Here is an 18226-nt window from a genome sequence, read left to right on the forward strand (position 1 = left end):
ACGGTTGGCGATACCTCTTTTCGGGATACGTCACGCTCGGCCAGAGTTTTGACTGATAACCACCTGAGAGCGGACGATAAAAATCGAATTTCTGCGACTCAGGTAGACAAAAAATTGTGGCGAAAAAGCGGCGAAGCCGCCGCAATCCAGACGCGTTCTTAAAGTTTTATGGCTGAAATCAGGCGGCCGTAATCGGCCTCTTTCGCGTGGGTCGACCGGCGGTAGGAATAGAATCTGTCCGGATCGGAATAGGTGCAGTGGCGCGTCCACTCGGCCTGGCCGACCCCCGCCTGCCGCAATCGGTGCAGGCCAAAGGCGGGCAGGTCAAATTGCAGCCTGTCGCCTGTGCCATTTGCGAAGAATTGCAGGTTTCCCGGAGAATCGGCGACAAATTCATCCAGGAATTCGGGGCCTACCTCATAGGCGCGCTGCGAGATTGACGGGCCGATCACGGCCACGGTGTTTTCCCGTTTCGCGCCCAGGGCTTCCATTGCGTCCAGCGTTGCCTCAAGCACGCCGTCCAGAGCACCCCGCCAACCGGCATGGGCGGCACCGATCACATTTGCGTCAGAATCGGCGAACAAGACCGGCTGGCAATCAGCAGTGAGGATCGTCAGCGCCAGGCCGGGTGTCGCCGTGACCACCGAATCGGCCTTGGGTTTTTCGCCGTTGATGGGGGCATCGACGGTCAGCACGGTTGGCGAATGCACCTGATGAACGCCGATCAGCGCCTCGGGTGTGACGTCCATCGCCTGCGCCACCCGCTTGCGATTCACCGCTACGGCCTCGGTCTGGTCGGATGAGCCGTAACCGCAGTTGAGGCCGGCAAACACGCCAGATGAAGCGCCGCCGCGTCGGCTGAAGAACCCGTGGCGCATGGGCGACAGCAAATCTGAGGTCAGAATCTCCAGGGTCATGGCTCCAGTCCCGGTGGCGGCGAGGAAGGGGTGGGGTAGAGACCCAGCACCTTGAACAGGTTTCCCATTTCCTCGGGGTGCGTCAACCGGCGATGTGCTGCAATCAGCACTTCAAGCTCAGACCCGCCGAGAGAGGCCGCCAATGCCTGCGCGCGAGTGGTGATTCCCAGTCGTTCAAGGAACACGCCCTGTGGTGTCAGGCGCGAATGGGCGCATCCTGCGGCGCGGGTCGCAAGGGCCAGCGGTTCGAAATCAACATGCGCCGTCAGATCGGCCTGACCGGGCAGGGCCAATGGATCAGTGCGTTCATGCGCCTGCAGTGCCTGAAACGTGTCGCCCTGGGAATGCCAGTCGCCGTAATCCACGATCAGACCGGCGCCGCCGTGAGTGCCGATTCGCCCGGCGATCACGGTGATGATGGGAATCGCTGCTGCGCACAGCTCGACCAGATCGCCGTCCTTGGTGTCATCCAGCCGTTCCTTCAGCGCCACCTGTTCGCCCTGCGGTCCCAGCCCCCAGCTCAGCGCGCCGCCATCCGCGCCGATCAGCCGTTCGCGCCAGCCATCGCGGTCACGCAGGAACTGGCGGATGGGCAGGGCGTCGAAGAACTCGTTCGCGACCAGAAACAGCGGCGATTCGGGCAGGTCGGCAACCGAATCGATCCAGCGCGGGTCGTGGTCCTTTAACGTCTGCGCCTGCAAGCCTCGCAGGGTCGGCGAAACCTCGACCAGTACCACCTCGGCAGCGTCATTGAATCCCGGCACGCGCGCCGTGGCACGCAGCATATCCGCCATCAGCGTGCCGCGGCCCGGTCCAAGCTCGGCCAGTATGAAATGATCCGGATGACCCTGATCCAGCCAGCTCTGCGCCAGAGACAGGCCGATCAGCTCTCCGAACATCTGGCTGATTTCCGGAGCGGTGATGAAATCCCCCTGCGTGCCCAGCGGGTCTCGGGTGGTGTAAAATCCATGCGTTGGGTGCAGCAGGCAGTCCGTCATATAGTCGGCCACGCTCATCGGGCCGTCCTGCGCAATTCGCGCCAACAGTTGATCTTTCAGGCTCATGCTGTCGATCTTGCACGCAAGGCGAACCACAAGCCAAGCGCGATCATCGGCAGTGACAACAATTGCCCCATCGTCAGGCCGTACCCGCCGACCTGCAGGGCCAGCCCCAGCGGGTTTCCGGCCGAGATGAACTGTGCGTCGGGCTGCCGGAAGAACTCGACAATAAACCGCGACGTGCCATAGCCGACCATGAACAGGCCCATGATCAGGCCGGGCTTGCGGAACGCACCGCGCCGATAAACCAGCCACAGCAGCAGGGCACCCAGCAGCAGACCTTCCAGCGCGGCTTCATACAGCTGTGACGGATGCCGGGCGCACATGCCCGCGACCACGCCGGGACAGTCCTGTGCGGCTGTGCCCGGAAAGATCACGGCCCAAGGCAACTCGCTGGGTCGACCCCAGAGTTCGGCATTGATGAAATTCGCCAGCCGCCCCAGCAGCAATCCCGGCGGCACCGTGTGGGCGATCAGGTCCGCCATCGACAGCACCGGAATCTGGTGACGCCGCGCATAGAGGTAAGACGCGATCACAACCCCCAGCAGCCCGCCATGAAACGCCATGCCGCCCTGCCAGACCTTCAGAATCTCCAGTGGGTTTGAAAGGTAATAAGTGGGCTGATAGAACAGCACGAAGCCCAGACGCCCGCCAAGAATCACGCCAAGGATGATCCAGGTGATCAGATCCTCAAGCCGTTCGGGCTTCATCGGTGGTGCATTGTCGAGCCAAAGGGCCGGGCGCTTCAGCGCCATCACCCCCATCCGCCACGCAATCAGGATACCGGCGATATAGGCCAGCGCGTACCACCGCAGCGCGAACTCCATCCCGAACAGCGAGATCGAGAACAGTTCGGGCGACAGATCGGGGAAATTCAGAACAGCCTGCATGTGCGTCTCATTGCCCGGGGTTTGCGGGGCAAGTCAACCTTGAGCCCGCGCCAATCATTCCCCATATAGAGACCAACCGCGATTTCGGAGTAAAGCCATGCAAACCCGCAACAAGATCCTCGACGACGTATCCCAGCTGATGACCAACGCCATGGGTGTGGCGCAGGGCGCGCGGGAAGAGGCCGAGAACGCGATGAAGTCGATGATCGACCGTTGGCTGGCCGACCGCGATTTCGTCACGCGCGAGGAATTCGATGCCGTCCGGGCGATGGCCCAGAAGGCGCGCGAAGAGAACGCAGCGCTTGAGGCGCGCATCGCCGCGCTTGAGGCGAAACTGGACAAGTAACGTCCAACTCAGAACATTTCGAGAAAAAGGCATCCGTCGCGCAATCCGAGCCTGGGTTGTGCGGCGCTGTGTATCATGCCGCCTTGCGGATTTTAATCAAGACAAAGCTGCGTTATGCGCCAATATTTTGATCGTCGTTGCCTTCTGTCCACAACTTATTGCTGTTATCCCCAATAAATAGGGTTGCCAGAACCCATCTCGCATCGCACCATATTTAGTACAGGCCTATGGGGGAAGCCCGGCTTGTAGAGCAGGCAACTAGCGCTGGGGCGCTGCCAGCCCCGAAATGCTAGAGATTAGTGAGGTGGCATTATGGCCCTTTCCGAGCAGTTTCTCGAAGAAGACCTTCATCCGATCGATATTGTTGAACATTTGGCTGAACACCACGACTGGGACTTTGACCGGATCGGGGATGATCAGATTGCCATGGCTGTCGAAGGGCAGTGGCGCACATATTCGATCACTCTGGCCTGGTCGCACTATGACGAAACCCTGCGCATGGTCTGCTCCTTTGAAATGGAGCCACCGTCCGATCGTGAGGGCGAGCTGTATGAGTTGCTGAACAAGATGAACGATCAGTGCTGGGCCGGGGCGTTTACCTATTGGGCCAATCAGAAGCTGATGGTCTATCGGTACGGTCTGGTTCTGACCGGCGGCCAGATGGCCAGCCCCGAGCAGATCGACACGCTGATCAACGCAGCGGTGCTGAGCGCCGAACGGTTCTACCCTGCCATCCAACTGGTCACATGGGGCAACCGCACCCCCGAAGAGGCGATGCAAGTCGCCATTGCAGAGGCCTACGGCCGCGCGTAAAGCTTTGCCCCAAGCCGACTAGGGGGAGGGGCAATCATGGACATGTCACGCGTCGCCGAGCAGGGGCTGGTGCTTCTGGGATGCGGCAAGATGGGATCGGCCATGCTCGCCGGATGGTTGGAGCATGGCCTTCCTGCATCAGCGGTCTGGGTGATCGACCCGAACCCCTCGGACTGGTTGAAGGCGCAGCGCGTGAACATCAACACGCCGTTGCCCGAAGCGCCCGCTGTGGTGCTGGTGGCCGTCAAGCCGCAGATGATGGGTGAGGCGCTGCCCGCGATCAAAGCTCTGGGCGGGGGTAGCAGCCTGTTTGTATCAGTCGCTGCGGGCACCTCTATTGCCACGTTCGAATCCGTATTGGGTGAGGGGACGCCGATTGTACGCGCTATGCCGAATACGCCCGCCGCGATTCGGCAGGGAATCACGGCGTTGATCGGCAATTCGGTTGCGTCGGACGCGGATGTGGGCCTGGCTGAAAACCTGCTGTCGGCTATTGGCGAAACGGTGCTGTTGCAGGATGAATCGCAGATGGACGCCGTTACCGGCCTCAGCGGCTCGGGTCCGGCCTATGTCTTCCACTTGATCGAAACGCTGGCCGCTGCCGGCCAGGCACAGGGATTGCCGCATGAACTAGCGATGAAGCTGGCCAAGTCCACCGTTGCCGGGGCAGGGGCTTTGGCTTTGGCCGCCGAGGAAGACCCTTCTCAGTTGCGCGTGAATGTGACGTCCCCGAATGGCACCACGCAGGCCGCGCTTGAAGTTCTGATGCATGAGGAAGAAGGTTTCCCCGACCTGTTGCACCGCGCCGTCAAAGCCGCCACCGACCGATCCAAGGAGCTGTCCCGTGAGTGAGATTACCTTCGATGACTTCCTCAAGGTTGATATCCGCGTGGGTGAGGTGACCCGCGCCGAGCCCTATCCCGAAGCCCGCAAGCCTGCGATCAAGATGTGGATCGATTTTGGCGATGAAATTGGGGAGCGAAAAACCTCGGCCCAGGTCACCGCGCATTACGATCCGGCGACGCTGGTGGGCAAGCAGGTGATGGCTGTGGTCAACTTCCCACCGCGCCAGATCGGACGCTTCATGTCCGAGGTTCTGGTGCTGGGTCTTCCCGATGAAAACGGTGAAATCGTACTGATCGGCCCGGATGGCGAGGTTCCTGTTGGCGGGCGGATGCACTGATGAAACTGTTTATCGCTCGTCCAATGACGGCTGCCGTTGAGGCTCGCGCCCGCGCCGAGTTCAATGCCGAGATCCGCAGCGAAACGCTGCCGATGACCCGTGATGAGATGCTGCGCGCTTTGAGGGAGTTTGATGTAGTCGTGCCCACGCTGGGCGACCAGTTCTCCGCTCAGGTTTTTGCTGACGCGCCCAATCCCCGCTGCAAACTGCTGGCGAATTTCGGCGTCGGTTACAATCACATCGATGTGGACGCGGCCGGCGCCGCTGGCGTTGCCGTCACCAACACACCCGGCGCGGTGACCGATGCCACCGCCGACATTGCCATGACCCTGCTGCTGTCCACCGCTCGCCGCGCGGGTGAAGGTGAACGGCTGCTCCGTGCAGGCGACTGGCAGGGCTGGCACCCGACGCAGATGCTGGGCCATCACGTCACCGGCAAACGGGTCGGTATCGTCGGCATGGGGCGCATCGGTCAGGCCATCGCGCGCCGTTGCCATTTCGGATTCGGGATGCAGGTTGCCTATCAGTCCCGCAGCCCGAAAGATGTGGACTTCCCCGCCGAGTTCTTCCCCGATCTGGCCGCATTGGCGGCATCGGTCGATTTCCTGATTCTGGCGGTTCCCGGCGGCGCAGACACACGGCACCTGATCAACGCACAGGTTTTGGAGGCGATGAACCCGTCGGCCATTCTGATCAACATCGCGCGAGGAGAGGTCGTGGACGAAGCCGCCCTGACCGTCGCACTGCAAGCGGGCCAGATCGCAGGTGCGGGGCTGGATGTCTACGAATTCGAACCCGCCGTCCCGCAAGCCCTGCGCGACATGCAGAACGTGACCCTGCTGCCGCATCTGGGTACAGCGACCGAGGAAGTGCGTACCGATATGGGCCATATGGCGCTGGACAACGTTGCGGCTTTTGCCGCGGGTCGGGCGCTGCCGAATCCGGTTTAGGTTCCCACCGCCTCGCGCCAGTGTTTGCGGCAGAGCGAGACATAGGTCTCGTTCCCGCCGATCTGCACCTGCGCGCCTTCGGTGATGGTTTTGCCGTTCTCATCCTGACGAATCACCATGGTCGCCTTGCGGCCGCATTTGCAGATTGTGCGGACTTCGCGCATCTCATCGGCCAGCGCCAGCAGGGCCGCCGAACCGGGGAACAGATGACCCTGAAAATCCACCCGCAGCCCATAGGCCAAAACCGGGACGCGCAGATCATCGACGGCGCGGGCCAGTTGCCAGACCTGATCATCGGTCAGAAACTGCGCCTCGTCCACAAAGACACAGGCGATCTCACCCCGGTTCAGGCGTGCTTCGATCATCGCAAACACATCGTCGCCGACCGAGAATGTATCGGCATCGGCGGAGATTCCGATCCGCGAGGCGATCTTTCCCACTCCGGCCCGCCCATCCAGCGCGGCGGTCATCAGATAGGTGTCCATGCCCCTTTCGCGATAGTTGTGCGAGGCCTGCAGCAACACGGTCGATTTGCCCGCGTTCATGGTCGAATAGTTGAAGTAGAGCTTTGCCATGTGCCCGGGTCTAAAACGCCTGACCCCCTTGGGCAAGATGCCAAAATCGGGGGTAAGAATCGACGTCGCTATTGTTGCGCAAGGGCCGAGCGCAAAGCTCAAGGGGGATGGATCCCCCGCGTCAACAACAACGACGCCGTTGGCCGACAGGCGGCCAATACAGAGCGAAGCTAATATTCTGCCCCGCAATCACTAATTACCAGCCGGAACTGCCGTCACTCACTCACAAAACCCCCGAATATCTGAGGGATAGCCAATGTATGACATTTCAATTATGACTGGAGTATGGGAAATTTCTTTTCCCTTTCCCCCATAGTGGCAGATGTTGTGGGGGAGACAGGCAGAAAAGGTAAAAACATGGCAGATATCGGGGCCTATCTGAAAAAGCACACAGAAGCATTGGTCAAAGATGTCGGCATTGAATCCGCATGTGAGATCACCGGCAAATCCAAGGCGACTCTGGGCCGGTATTACTCAGACAACGCCGAACATGTTGATCGGTTCATGCCAGTGGACGCAGTGGCCAGGCTTGAAGCCGTATCGACATATCCGCACGTCACCTCGGCGCTTGCCGATCTGAAGAACATCACCTTGTCCTATGAGTGTCGCAACTCGGAAAAACCGCGCACTGGCGGAGTGAATTCGGACGTCATCGCCCTGAGTCAGCGGTTCGCGATGCTGATGACCGAATATCAGGCCGCGATCGAGGACGGCATCATCACCGTAAACGAAGCCAAGCGCCTGCTGAAGGAAACCAGCCTGCTGCAACAGGTGCTGATCGAGATGAAGCTGCATCTGGAAGAGGAAAGCGTGAGCTGAAGCTTTCTTGCTTTGGTTCTGGTAAGTCGCTCGACAGCGTTCAGTCAGGTCTAATTGCGACGATACCTCTGCTTGTTCGCGATGGCGGACCCGAGGGGAAGGAATATAGCCGCTCAATCTCGAAACCCGCTGTCTGCAATAATCTCGTGATTTCGTCCTTGGCAAACGTTCGGTGCCGCCATTGAAGCCAGATTATGACATTGCACCAATGCGGTTTCGAAACGACAAGGTACAGGCGGCCACGTGGGCGCAAGTGACTGCGCATTTGCTTAAGCGCTGTCAGAGGATCGTCACAATGCTCAAGAACGTGTGCGGCCAAGGCAACATCTGCTGATTTCTGGACTGAGGCCCCTAATACCTTCTGAATTAATGTGGGCTCTACGCTGCGTGCGCGCAGCGCGCCCTGACCTCGCTTTAGCATTGCGCTGCTTGGGTCAAGCAGGGTCATTTCTTCAGGAGGTCCGTAAATTGCGACCCACGCCTCAGCAAAAGCAGCTGTCCCCGCTCCGATATCGATGACGCTCAATCCCTCGGCCGGACTTGACTGAGGCGAGGATAAAAAACCCAGATAAGCGTCGTAGTATCCCAACGCGCGCATCTTATCCCGCCACAGCGGCGCGGCGGCGTCATAGTGTTGCGTGGTTTCTGCAGTTGAATGCGCCATCAGGAATGGATTGCCACACATGGAGACTCAAATCCAGCCAATGCAGGCTTGGCGGCGTTCGATTACAACGCAGTTAAAAGTCGTTTTACCCGCACCGCTTCACGATCACCGACCCCACCGAATACCCGGCGCCGAAGGAACATATCAGGCCGACATCTCCGTCCGTCAGATCATCGGAATACTTGGAAAACGCGATGATCGACCCGGCTGAGGACGTGTTGGCATAGTCCTGCAGGATGTTGGGTTGCTCGCCTGCTTCTGGTTCGCGGCCTAGCACCTTTTTTCCGATGAAATCGTTCATCGTCTTGTTGGCCTGATGCAGCCACAGACGTTTCAGGTCACCGCTGGCCACGCCTTCGGACTCCATGTGATCCGAGATATGTTTACTGACCATCGGCAGCACTTCCTTGAACACCTTGCGGCCATTCTGGACGAATTGCATATCACGGCGGTCAATCACTCCATCCGGGCGCGAGCGACGCAGGAAGCCGTTATTGTTGCGGATGTTGTTCGAAAACGACGTGGCGCAGCGGGTCGAGAGAATTTCGAAATGCGGGCCCGTTGCGTCTTCGATCCGTTCGACCAGCGTGGCCGTGGCCACGTCTCCAAAGATAAAGTGGCAGTCGCGATCGCGCCATTCCAGATGGCCCGAACAAATCTCGGGGTTCACCACCAGCGCCGACCGCACCGAGCCCGAGCGGATCATGTCCGCCGCCGCCTGAATGCCGAATGTGGCCGAGGAACAGGCGACGTTCATGTCGAAGCCGAATCCATTGATCCCCAGTGCCTGCTGGATCTCGATCGCAATCGCCGGATAGGCGCGTTCGTGGTTCGAGGCGGCGCAGATCACCAGATCGACGTCCTCGGCGCTGCGGCCCGCCTGTGCCAATGCCTTTTTACAAGCGTCCACCGCCATCTCGGTCATGATGCCCGGCTCATCATCACTGCGCTGGCGTAGCATAGGGTGCATCACATCCGGGTCCAGAACGCCGGATTTATCCATCACATAGCGGTTCTCGATACCCGACGCCTTTAAGATGAATTCTTCCGAGGAGTGCTGCATCGGCTCCATCTCGCCCGCTGCTATTGCGTCGGCATTCGCGGCGTTCTGCTTGTCGGCATAGGCGTTGAAGGCGGCGACAAGCTCGGCATTGGTGATAACGTTTTCGGGGGTGAAAACACCGGTGCCGGTGATTGCAGGGGTATACATGGCGGATCCTGGACGTTTCGAGTTGGCCTAAAATGCAGTCACAGCCGGGTTTGATCAAGGTATGGTGACCTAACGGAATGCACGGGGGTAATCTAATTCAGCTTCATATCTTGAATAGTTCGAAATTCGAAGTATATGACCAGCCTGACTCATCCGGAGGGTTCGTATGTCAGACGATATCAGCACCAGGTTGGGCCGGCTCAGCCCCGAGATTCAGGCCATCATGGGGGTGTATGCACTGTATTGGAAACTGGAAGAGGCCTTTGACTGCGTCGAAACCGATCTCAGCCATCTTGAGTGCCACATGCTGATCAAGCTGGATCAGCCCAAGCGCATGGGCGTTCTGGCCGCCGACATGCTGACCGTCCCATCGACCATCACCGCAACGGCAGACGGTTTGGAAAAGGCGGGTCTGCTGACCCGCGATCGCGATCCTCAGGACCGCCGGGCCTGGCTGCTGGTTCTGACAGAGCAGGGGCAAGAGATGCGTAACATGTTGGTGTCCGTGGCCGGAGACCTGTTCCACCGCGCCTCTGGCCTGGATGCGGACGAAACGGCCCAATTCGCGCGACTGGCGCGCAAAATCCGAGACAACATTCTGAAAACGGGAATTCCCGAGGGACTGACGAAATGAAACTCCTCTCTGTTCTGAGCGCGACCCTGATCGCGCTGGCGACCACGGTTGTGGCGCAAGATACGGCCAAGCCGGTCAAACTAATGCAGGTGCGGGAAACCTCGCCCGGGTTTTCGCGGCAATTTTTCGGGCGGGTGGCCGCCCGGCAGACTGTTGACCTCGCCTTTCAGGTGTCCGGTCAGATCGTGGAAATGCCGGTGAACGAAGGCTTTGTGATCCCCAAGGGCGAGCTGATTGCGCAACTGGATCAGGCCCCGTTCCAGCGCCGTTATGACCGGGCCGTGCTGCAAGAGGACCAGGCCGATCGAACCCTGGCCCGCCTGTCGCGTCTGCGTGGGACGACGGCCAGTCAGGTGGCGGTAGACGATGCGGAAACCGCCGCGCAACTGGCCGAGATCGCGGTGCGGGATGCGGAATACGATCTGGAACACGCCACGCTGTCCGCGCCGTTTGATGCGCTGGTCTCAAGCCGGGCGGTCGAGGCTTTCACGACCGTGTCAGCGGGGACACCCATCGTGCGCATTCATGACATGTCCGAGCTGCGGATCGAGGTCGACGTACCCGAGATACTATTCCAGCGGTCCTCGCAGGAAGATGACCTTACGATCACTGCGAAGTTCCCCGCCAGCGACGAAGTGTTTCCCCTTCAGATCCGCGAGTTCGATGCCGAAAGCTCGACCGTGGGGCAGACGTTTCGCATACAGTTTGGCCTGACCCCGCCCGAGGGGCTGCAAATCCTGCCCGGCTCGTCCGTGACGGTGAATGTTCAGGTGCAGGATGCCCGCACAGGCATCATCATTCCGGCCTCGGCCATCGTTGCCGGTGCTGACGGCGCGCTGGGCGTCATGGTGTTTTCGCCGGTCGGCGCCGACGAGGGCACCATCCGCCACATGCCTGTCACCATTGAGCCGACCCAGACGGGTGATGTTCGGGTGCTGACCGGCTTGTCGGATGGCGACGAGATTGTCGTCGCCGGAGGCGGTGCGCTGACCGATGGTCAGGCGGTGCGCCGCTTTGCCGGTTTCGCGAACTGAGGGTGGACGGATGAACATCGCACGCGCCTCAATCGACCGGCCGCTCTATACTTGGCTGATCATCCTGTTTGCCCTGTTTGGCGGTATCTGGGGGTTCCTGTCGCTGGGCCGCCTGGAAGACCCCGCCTTCACCATCAAAAACGCCGTCATCGCAACCCAGTACCCGGGGGCTACGGCGGAACAAGTGGCTTTGGAGGTTTCGGAGCCGCTGGAATCCGCCATTCAACAAATGGGCGAAGTCGATACCATTACGTCGGTCAACCAACCCGGTTTCTCGCTGATTGAGGTCGAGATTAAGTCGACCTATGATGGCACGGAACTGCCGCGTATCTGGACCGAACTGCGCGCCAAGACGCGCGACGCGGCGCGGAGCCTGCCTCCGGGTGTTGGCGCGCCTTTGGTCAATGACGGGTTCGGCGATGTGTTCGGCCTGTTTTACGCCGTCACCGCCGAAGGCTTTTCAGACGCCGAGAAACACGAATTGGCTACCTTTTTGCGGCGCGAGTTGCTGACCGTTTCCGGTGTCGCAGATGTCGAGGTGATGGGCCTGCCGCAAGAGGCGATCTTTGTCGAACCCGATCTGGCCATTTCCGTGAACCAGAACGTGCCGATCCAGACCATCAATGACGCCATCGCCAACGCGGATTCCGTCAACGCGTCGGGGTCCGTCCGGTCCGGTAATGACCGCACCACGATCCTGACGGCCGAAGGGTCGGATTCCGTCTCGGCCATTGCCGGACTGTCCGTAGGCTCGCAGGGACAGGTGATCAACCTGTTCGATATGTCCCACGTGTTCCGGGGCCGTCAGACCGATCCGGACGTGATGATCCGGTTCAATGGCGCCGAGGCGTTCACGCTGGGTATCGCGGGCTTGTCGACCGAGAACATTGTCGAGGTCGGCCAGCGCGCCGATGCCAAGTTTGCCGAGTTGGACGCCCAAATCCCCTTTGGCGTGGAAATCCTGCCGATCTATCAGCAACATGTGGTGGTCGAGCAGGCCTCGAACGATTTCCTGAAAAACCTGGCGATGTCGGTCAGTATCGTGGTTGCGGTGCTGGGCATCTTTATGGGCTGGCGCGCGGCGGTGGTTGTTGGCTCGACTTTGCTGCTGACCGTTGTGGGGACGCTGCTGTTCATGTCGATCTTCTCGATCGAGATGGAGCGAATTTCGCTGGGCGCCCTGATCATCGCAATGGGGATGTTGGTGGACAACGCCATCGTGGTGGCCGAGGGGATGCAGATTGCCATGCTGCGCGGCAAGAATTCGCGTGACGCGGCGGATGAAGCGGCCTCGAAAACACAAATCCCGCTGCTGGGGGCAACGGTGATTGGCATCATGGCCTTTGCCGGGATCGGTCTCAGCCCCGATGCGACCGGCGAGTTCCTGTTCTCGCTGTTTGCGGTGATCGGCATTTCGCTGATGCTCAGCTGGGTGCTGGCGCTGACCGTGACACCTCTGCTGGGGCACTACTTCTTCCAACAGGGCAAAGAAGGCGCGGTCGATGCCTACGGCGGCATCATGTTCCGCGTCTACGGGGCGATCCTGCGCTGGTCGCTGCGGATGCGCTGGCTGGTGATTGCCGCATTGGTCGGCGTCACTGTGGCGTGTTTCGCGGGCTTCGGTCTGGTAAAACAGCAGTTCTTCCCGGACTCGAACACGCCGCTGTTCTTCGTGCATTACAACCTGCCGCAAGGCACGCCGATTGCCCGCACCGCCGAAGACATGGCCGTGTTCGAAGACTGGCTGACCGAGCGTGACGACGTGGTGTCGGTCACTACCTTTGTCGGGCAGGGCGCGACCCGGTTCCTGTTGACCTATTCGGCGGAAAAACCGAACCCCAGCTATGGTCACATGATCATCCGTACCAACTCGCTGGAGGACATTCCGGCGTTGCAGGCGGATCTTGAGGCGTTTGGTCAGGCCCAATTCCCCGAAGGGCAGTTCCGCACCAAGCGGCTGATCTTTGGTCCGGGCGGCGGTGATCCGGTTCAGGCGCGGTTCTCGGGCAGTGATCCGGCGGTTTTGCGTGAACTGGCCGAGGCGGCGGTGCTGAAAATGCGCGAGGCCTCGCCCAACGCGCTGAACGTCTATCACGACTGGCGCGAGCAGGAACTGGCAGTGCAGCCGATCTACGCGACCGAGCGGGCGCAGACCGCCGGTGTGTCGCGCGAAGACATTGCTGCAACGCTGCAGTTTTCGACAGACGGGATCACCGCTGGCGGATTCCGCGAGCGGGACCGCCTGATCCCCATCATCCTGCGCCGCCCTGCGGACGGGGATTATTCGATCGTCGATCAGGTCGTGTACTCGGATCAGTCCGAAAGGTTTGTGCCGATTGAGCAAATGGTCGACGGGTTCGAATACAAACCGCTCAACACGCTGGTCCATCGCCGCGACCGGGTTCTGACGATCACCGTGGGGGCCGACATCCCACCCGACATGACGGCGGCTCAGGTTCACTCGGAAGTCCGCGACGCCATCGAGGGCATGGACCTGCCGCCGGGTTACCGGATGGAATGGGGCGGTGAGTTTGAAAACGCAGGTGAAGCCAATGAAAGCCTTGGGCGTCAGCTGCCGCTGAGCCTGCTGATCATGGTGCTGATCTCGGTGCTGATCTTCAACGCCATCCGCCAGCCGATCATCATCTGGCTGCTGGTGCCGATGTCAGTGAACGGGGTGGTGATCGGCCTGCTGGGCACCGGCCTGCCGTTCACCTTCACCGCGTTGCTGGGCTTGCTCAGCCTGTCGGGGATGCTGATCAAGAACGGCATCGTTCTGGTCGAGGAGATCGATCTGGTCCGCGCCACCGGCAAACCGCTGCGCGAGGCGATTGTCGAGGCTTCGGTCTCGCGTCTGCGTCCCGTGATGCTGGCGGCGATCACCACCATTCTGGGGATGGCGCCGCTGCTGACGGATGCGTTCTTCCGGTCCATGGCGGTGACGATCATGGGAGGTCTGGCCTTTGCCACGATCCTGACGATGGTTGCGGCGCCGGTTTTCTACCTCGTGTTCTTCGCGCGAGATGAAAAACGCGAGGCCGCAGCAGCCTGACGAATGCCGGGCGGCTGCTTTCAGTCGCCCGGGTCTTTTGTCGGGTCGAAATGGTAGTAAAAACAGGACAGCTTGTTGCCATCCGGATCGCGCAGATAGGCGACATAGAATTCGGGGGAATAGTAATCCCGTGTGCCCGGCGGCCCTTCGTCGAAGCCACCATATTCCAGCCCTGCCGCGTGAAACCGCCGGACCTGAGCGGCGCTGTCGGCAGGGAAGGCCATCATCGTGCCGTTACCCACGCTGGCCGTCTGGCCGTCAAAGGGTGAGCATATCCAAAACCCGACACCTGCGTCGGGTTCGGTTCCCCAGCCCGCGCAATCCTTGGTCCATCCCGGCAGACGCGGCTGCTCCAGAACCGCAAAGATCGCGTCATAAAACCGGATGGCCTGCTTCAGGTCATTGGTGCCGTATGTGGTGTAAAGGCGCATGGCTCTCCTGCTGGTTTCAAGACAGCATCATGCCGCCTGCATACCCACAGAAACAGTGAAAACAACGCCAAAGCCCGCGTCAGATCAACGGAACCAGCGGTACGTCACACGCGGCCAGCGTCAACAGGGCGGCAAAAACCATAAACCTGCGCATTTCTGTTATCCTTCTGCTCGTTTGCAGAAAAGATGCGCGCCCGAAGACATGGGGTCAACGGGCGCGTAAAATGTGTTGTATTTAAGCGGGTTCGGGCCGGTCAGCCCTGCAGCGATTTCACCTCGACATCCCCTTCGGCCTGCGCCTTGATCGCCAGTGCGGCGGCATGGCTGGCGGCGGCTGTGGTGAAATAGGGTATCTTGTCATACAGCGCGATCGAGCGGATGGACTTGCTGTCCTCGACGGCCTGCGCGCCTTCGGTGGTATTCATCAGCAGTTGCACCTGACCGTCTTTCAGCATGTCGACGACGTCCGGACGACCCTCATAGACCTTGTTGACCACGTCGCAGTCGACGCCGTGGTTGGACAGCCAGCTTTGGGTGCCGCGGGTCGCAATCAGCTTGAACCCCTGCTCGGTCAGCACCTGCGCGGCCTCAAGCATCGCTGCGGTCTTGTCGGCATCCTTGATCGAGATGAAGGCGCGGCCTGAGGAGGGCAGCACCATACCGGCCCCCATCTGCGCCTTGAGGAAGGCACGCGGGAAGTCGCGGTCCCAGCCCATGACCTCACCGGTCGAACGCATTTCCGGGCCAAGGATCGTGTCGACGCCGGGGAAGCGGGCGAAGGGCAGCACGGCCTCTTTCACCGAGAACCAAGGCATGTCGGGATCGGCCAGGGTCATCTGATCGGCGATTTTGGTGTCCTTGCCTTCCTGATAGGGTGGACGCATCGGGAAGTTTGACAGTTTCTCGCCAGCCATGACGCGGGCTGCGATCGACGCAATCGCGCTGTCGGTTGCCTTCGCCACAAAGGGCACGGTACGCGAGGCACGAGGGTTCACTTCGATCAGGTAGATCTCATCATCCTTGATCGCGAACTGCACATTCATCAGACCAACGACGTTCAGCGCTTTGGCCAGTTTGAATGCCTGATCCTTGATCTGGCCGATGATGTCTTTCGACAGCGAGTAGGGCGGCAGCGAACAGGCCGAGTCACCCGAGTGGACGCCCGCCTCTTCGATATGCTGCATGATGCCTGCGACGTGCACGTCGGTGCCATCGCACAGGGCGTCCACGTCCAGTTCCACCGCGCCGGCCAGATAGCTGTCGAGCAGTACGGGGCTGTCGCCCGAGACCACAACGGCCTCGTTGATATAGCGCTTCAGCTGATCCATATCACGGACGATTTCCATTGCGCGACCACCCAGAACGTAGGAGGGGCGGATGACCAGCGGGAAACCGATCTCTTCGGCAATCTCCAGCGCCTGTTCGTCGGTCGAGGCGATACCGTTTTTCGGTTGTTTCAGGCCCAAATCGTTGACCAGCGCCTGAAAGCGTTCGCGGTCTTCGGCCAGGTCGATGGCGTCGGGCGTTGTGCCGAGGATCGGAATGCCTTCGGCCTCCAGCGCGTTGGCCAGTTTCAGCGGGGTTTGGCCACCAAACTGAACGATCACACCATGCAGCGTGCCGTTTTCCTGTTCCTTCGTCAGGATTTCCATGACGTGTTCGAAGGTCAGCGGTTCGAAATACAGACGGTCCGAGGTATCGTAGTCGGTGGATACGGTCTCGGGGTTGCAGTTGACCATGATGGTCTCGTACCCCGCTTCGGTCAGCGCGAAACAGGCATGACAGCAGCAATAATCGAACTCGATCCCCTGACCGATCCGGTTCGGGCCACCGCCGAGGATGACAACCTTTTTGCGGTCGGAGGGGCGTGCCTCGCACTCGACCTCGCCCATCATCGGGGCCTCGTAGGTCGAATACATGTAAGGCGTCTGCGCTTCGAATTCCGCGGCACAGGTGTCGATGCGTTTGAACACGGCGTTAACGCCGAGATTGCGGCGAGCGCGACGGACGTTGTCTTCGTCACGACCGGTCAGGTCGCCCAGACGCGCGTCGGTGAAGCCCAGCATTTTCAGCTTGCGGATGCCTTCTTCGGTCACTGGCAGGCCGTCTTTGCGCACCTGACGCTCGGCCTTGATGATTTCACGAATACGGGCCAGGAACCACGGGTCGAACTTGGTGACGCCGAAAATCTCATCATCGGTTAGCCCGTGACGCATGGCTTGCGCGATGGTGCGCAGACGGTCGGGGGTCTGTTGGCTGATCGCCTTGATAACGGCGGCCTTGTCATCGGCTTCGTCCCAGAGGCCGACGTTCAGGCCGGGGATTTCGATTTCGTCAAAGCCGGTCAGACCCGATTCCATTGAGGCCAGCGCCTTTTGCATCGACTCGTGGATGGTGCGGCCGATGGACATCGCCTCGCCCACCGACTTCATCGCGGTGGTCAGATAGGGTTCGGAGCCGGGGAACTTTTCAAAGGCGAATTTCGGGATCTTGGTGACGACATAGTCGATGGTCGGCTCAAAGCTGGCAGGCGTGACCTTGGTGATGTCATTGTCCAGCTCATCCAGCGTGTAACCCACGGCCAGTTTCGCGGCGATCTTGGCAATCGGGAAACCGGTCGCCTTGGACGCCAGCGCAGATGAGCGCGACACGCGGGGGTTCATCTCGATCACGACCATGCGGCCATCGTCGGGGTTGATCGCCCATTGCACGTTCGACCCACCGGTCTCGACACCGATCTCGCGCAGAACGGCAATCGAGCCGTTGCGCATGATCTGGTATTCCTTGTCGGTCAGCGTCAGGGCAGGGGCCACCGTGATCGAGTCACCCGTATGCACACCCATCGGGTCGACGTTTTCAATCGAACAGACGATGATCGCATTGTCGGCAGTGTCGCGCACCACCTCCATCTCATACTCTTTCCAGCCCAGCAGGCTTTCATCGACGAGGATCTGGTTCACCGGGGACGCATCCATGCCCGAGCGGCAGAAGTGGATGTAATCTTCACGGTTATAGGCCACACCGCCGCCGGTGCCGCCCAAGGTAAAGGCAGGACGGATGATGGCGGGCAGGCCGATTTCCTCAAGCTCATCCAGAGCCATCTGTACGCCCGCATCCAGATCGGTCGAGCCATCCTCGCGCTTGGGCGCAGTCACGATGGTTGCCTTTGGGTTTTCCAGCCCCAGCCGATCCATCGCCTCGCGGAACAGGGCGCGGTCTTCGGCCATCTCGATGGCGTCGCGTTTGGCCCCGATCATCTCAACGCCGAACTTGTCCAGCACGCCCATCTCTTCCAGCGCCAAGGAGGTGTTCAGGCCGGTCTGCCCACCCATTGTCGGCAGCAGGGCGTCGGGGCGCTCTTTCTCGATGATCTTGGCAACAACTTCGGGGGTGATCGGCTCGATATAAGTCGCGTCCGCCAGTCCGGGATCGGTCATGATCGTCGCCGGGTTTGAGTTCACCAGAATGACCCGGTATCCTTCTTCGCGCAGCGCCTTACAGGCTTGGGCACCGGAATAGTCGAACTCGCAGGCTTGACCGATAACAATGGGGCCCGCCCCGATGATCATGATCGACTTGATGTCGGTTCTTCTCGGCATGGCCTTGGTCCTTTGATTGTCCGCGAGTCAGGGCGCCCCCAAGCGCCCAAA

The 18226-nt window shown here is 60.3% G+C and carries 17 protein-coding genes; 9 read left to right on the forward strand and 8 right to left on the reverse strand.

The annotated features are described in order from the left end of the window. Positions 1-158: 158 nt before the first annotated feature. Genes pgeF through lgt form a run of 3 tightly spaced genes read right to left on the reverse strand, consistent with a single transcriptional unit; the run spans position 159 to position 2865 of the window. A complete protein-coding gene (gene pgeF, locus ACOQFT_RS17475) occupies positions 159-917 on the reverse strand; it encodes a peptidoglycan editing factor PgeF (protein WP_421599161.1) in 759 nt (252 codons plus the stop codon). Continuing rightward, positions 914-1981, reverse strand: a complete 1068-nt coding sequence (locus ACOQFT_RS17480) for a class I SAM-dependent methyltransferase (RefSeq protein WP_421599162.1) — start codon at positions 1979-1981, stop codon at positions 914-916. The genes pgeF and ACOQFT_RS17480 overlap by 4 nt, the downstream gene beginning before the upstream one ends. Beyond that, positions 1978-2865 carry a prolipoprotein diacylglyceryl transferase gene (lgt, locus tag ACOQFT_RS17485; RefSeq protein ID WP_421599163.1) on the reverse strand — a complete coding sequence of 296 codons (888 nt, stop codon included), beginning with the start codon at positions 2863-2865 and terminating at the stop codon, positions 1978-1980. Before lgt ends, ACOQFT_RS17480 begins: the two co-directional genes overlap by 4 nt. A gap of 97 nt (positions 2866-2962) precedes the next feature. On the opposite strand from lgt, the gene ACOQFT_RS17490 reads away from it, so the two are divergent. From ACOQFT_RS17490 to ACOQFT_RS17510, 5 genes are all read left to right on the forward strand, one after another. Next, positions 2963-3211 (forward strand): accessory factor UbiK family protein, encoded by a 249-nt coding sequence (locus ACOQFT_RS17490; protein ID WP_050604795.1) that lies wholly within the window; start codon positions 2963-2965, stop codon positions 3209-3211. Between the two features lie 312 nt (positions 3212-3523). After that, positions 3524-4024 (forward strand): YbjN domain-containing protein, encoded by a 501-nt coding sequence (locus tag ACOQFT_RS17495; protein ID WP_421599164.1) that lies wholly within the window; start codon positions 3524-3526, stop codon positions 4022-4024. Positions 4025-4060: 36 nt separating this feature from the next. After that, positions 4061-4876: a pyrroline-5-carboxylate reductase gene (gene proC / locus ACOQFT_RS17500; RefSeq protein ID WP_421599165.1), complete on the forward strand. Its 816-nt coding sequence runs from the start codon at positions 4061-4063 to the stop codon at positions 4874-4876. Next, the gene (locus ACOQFT_RS17505) at positions 4869-5207 is read left to right on the forward strand and encodes a tRNA-binding protein (protein ID WP_170670547.1); all 339 of its coding nucleotides are present in this window, start codon (positions 4869-4871) and stop codon (positions 5205-5207) included. Before proC ends, ACOQFT_RS17505 begins: the two co-directional genes overlap by 8 nt. Further along, positions 5207-6157, forward strand: coding sequence for a 2-hydroxyacid dehydrogenase (locus ACOQFT_RS17510; protein ID WP_421599166.1), 951 nt, complete (start codon positions 5207-5209; stop codon positions 6155-6157). Before ACOQFT_RS17505 ends, ACOQFT_RS17510 begins: the two co-directional genes overlap by 1 nt. On the opposite strand, the gene ACOQFT_RS17515 is transcribed toward ACOQFT_RS17510, so the two are convergent. Continuing rightward, positions 6154-6732, reverse strand: a complete 579-nt coding sequence (locus ACOQFT_RS17515) for a thymidine kinase (RefSeq protein WP_421599167.1) — start codon at positions 6730-6732, stop codon at positions 6154-6156. The two genes, ACOQFT_RS17510 and ACOQFT_RS17515, sit on opposite strands and share 4 nt — an antisense overlap. A 357-nt stretch (positions 6733-7089) precedes the next feature. Between ACOQFT_RS17515 and ACOQFT_RS17520 the strand changes: the two genes are divergently transcribed. Then, positions 7090-7551: a hypothetical protein gene (locus tag ACOQFT_RS17520; protein ID WP_170440842.1), complete on the forward strand. Its 462-nt coding sequence runs from the start codon at positions 7090-7092 to the stop codon at positions 7549-7551. 40 nt (positions 7552-7591) lie between these two features. Here ACOQFT_RS17520 and ACOQFT_RS17525 read toward each other — a convergent pair whose 3' ends face one another. Then, a complete protein-coding gene (locus tag ACOQFT_RS17525) occupies positions 7592-8236 on the reverse strand; it encodes a class I SAM-dependent methyltransferase (protein WP_421599168.1) in 645 nt (214 codons plus the stop codon). Positions 8237-8300: 64 nt separating this feature from the next. Next, entirely contained in the window at positions 8301-9425 is a 1125-nt protein-coding gene (locus ACOQFT_RS17530) for a beta-ketoacyl-ACP synthase III (protein WP_421599169.1), read from the reverse strand. Between the two features lie 166 nt (positions 9426-9591). On the opposite strand from ACOQFT_RS17530, the gene ACOQFT_RS17535 reads away from it, so the two are divergent. Genes ACOQFT_RS17535 through ACOQFT_RS17545 form a run of 3 tightly spaced genes read left to right on the forward strand, consistent with a single transcriptional unit; the run spans position 9592 to position 14145 of the window. Continuing rightward, positions 9592-10059: a MarR family winged helix-turn-helix transcriptional regulator gene (locus ACOQFT_RS17535; protein WP_421599170.1), complete on the forward strand. Its 468-nt coding sequence runs from the start codon at positions 9592-9594 to the stop codon at positions 10057-10059. Beyond that, positions 10056-11093, forward strand: coding sequence for an efflux RND transporter periplasmic adaptor subunit (locus tag ACOQFT_RS17540; RefSeq protein WP_421599171.1), 1038 nt, complete (start codon positions 10056-10058; stop codon positions 11091-11093). Before ACOQFT_RS17535 ends, ACOQFT_RS17540 begins: the two co-directional genes overlap by 4 nt. A gap of 10 nt (positions 11094-11103) precedes the next feature. Beyond that, positions 11104-14145 carry an efflux RND transporter permease subunit gene (locus ACOQFT_RS17545; protein WP_421599172.1) on the forward strand — a complete coding sequence of 1014 codons (3042 nt, stop codon included), beginning with the start codon at positions 11104-11106 and terminating at the stop codon, positions 14143-14145. Between the two features lie 20 nt (positions 14146-14165). On the opposite strand, the gene ACOQFT_RS17550 is transcribed toward ACOQFT_RS17545, so the two are convergent. Continuing rightward, the gene (locus ACOQFT_RS17550; RefSeq protein ID WP_421599173.1) at positions 14166-14576 is read right to left on the reverse strand and encodes a VOC family protein; all 411 of its coding nucleotides are present in this window, start codon (positions 14574-14576) and stop codon (positions 14166-14168) included. A gap of 254 nt (positions 14577-14830) precedes the next feature. Continuing rightward, a complete protein-coding gene (carB, locus tag ACOQFT_RS17555; protein ID WP_421599174.1) occupies positions 14831-18175 on the reverse strand; it encodes a carbamoyl-phosphate synthase large subunit in 3345 nt (1114 codons plus the stop codon). Positions 18176-18226 lie beyond the last annotated feature (51 nt).

This window comes from Ruegeria sp. MALMAid1280 (genome assembly GCF_049195285.1).
GTDB lineage: Bacteria > Pseudomonadota > Alphaproteobacteria > Rhodobacterales > Rhodobacteraceae > Ruegeria.

Bases quoted from the DNA above. Each gene is read 5' to 3' on its own strand.
- ACOQFT_RS17520 (WP_170440842.1), top strand. From the start codon at position 7,090: ATGGCAGATATCGGGGCCTATCTGAAAAAGCACACAGAAGCATTGGTC.
- ACOQFT_RS17495 (WP_421599164.1), top strand. From the start codon at position 3,524: ATGGCCCTTTCCGAGCAGTTTCTCGAAGAAGACCTTCATCCGATCGAT.
- ACOQFT_RS17490 (WP_050604795.1), top strand. From the start codon at position 2,963: ATGCAAACCCGCAACAAGATCCTCGACGACGTATCCCAGCTGATGACC.
- ACOQFT_RS17515 (WP_421599167.1), bottom strand. From the start codon at position 6,732: ATGGCAAAGCTCTACTTCAACTATTCGACCATGAACGCGGGCAAATCG.
- ACOQFT_RS17530 (WP_421599169.1), bottom strand. From the start codon at position 9,425: ATGTATACCCCTGCAATCACCGGCACCGGTGTTTTCACCCCCGAAAAC.
- ACOQFT_RS17545 (WP_421599172.1), top strand. From the start codon at position 11,104: ATGAACATCGCACGCGCCTCAATCGACCGGCCGCTCTATACTTGGCTG.
- proC (WP_421599165.1), top strand. From the start codon at position 4,061: ATGGACATGTCACGCGTCGCCGAGCAGGGGCTGGTGCTTCTGGGATGC.
- ACOQFT_RS17510 (WP_421599166.1), top strand. From the start codon at position 5,207: ATGAAACTGTTTATCGCTCGTCCAATGACGGCTGCCGTTGAGGCTCGC.
- ACOQFT_RS17480 (WP_421599162.1), bottom strand. From the start codon at position 1,981: ATGAGCCTGAAAGATCAACTGTTGGCGCGAATTGCGCAGGACGGCCCG.
- lgt (WP_421599163.1), bottom strand. From the start codon at position 2,865: ATGCAGGCTGTTCTGAATTTCCCCGATCTGTCGCCCGAACTGTTCTCG.
- ACOQFT_RS17540 (WP_421599171.1), top strand. From the start codon at position 10,056: ATGAAACTCCTCTCTGTTCTGAGCGCGACCCTGATCGCGCTGGCGACC.
- ACOQFT_RS17535 (WP_421599170.1), top strand. From the start codon at position 9,592: ATGTCAGACGATATCAGCACCAGGTTGGGCCGGCTCAGCCCCGAGATT.
- ACOQFT_RS17550 (WP_421599173.1), bottom strand. From the start codon at position 14,576: ATGCGCCTTTACACCACATACGGCACCAATGACCTGAAGCAGGCCATC.
- ACOQFT_RS17525 (WP_421599168.1), bottom strand. From the start codon at position 8,236: ATGTGTGGCAATCCATTCCTGATGGCGCATTCAACTGCAGAAACCACG.
- pgeF (WP_421599161.1), bottom strand. From the start codon at position 917: ATGACCCTGGAGATTCTGACCTCAGATTTGCTGTCGCCCATGCGCCAC.
- carB (WP_421599174.1), bottom strand. From the start codon at position 18,175: ATGCCGAGAAGAACCGACATCAAGTCGATCATGATCATCGGGGCGGGC.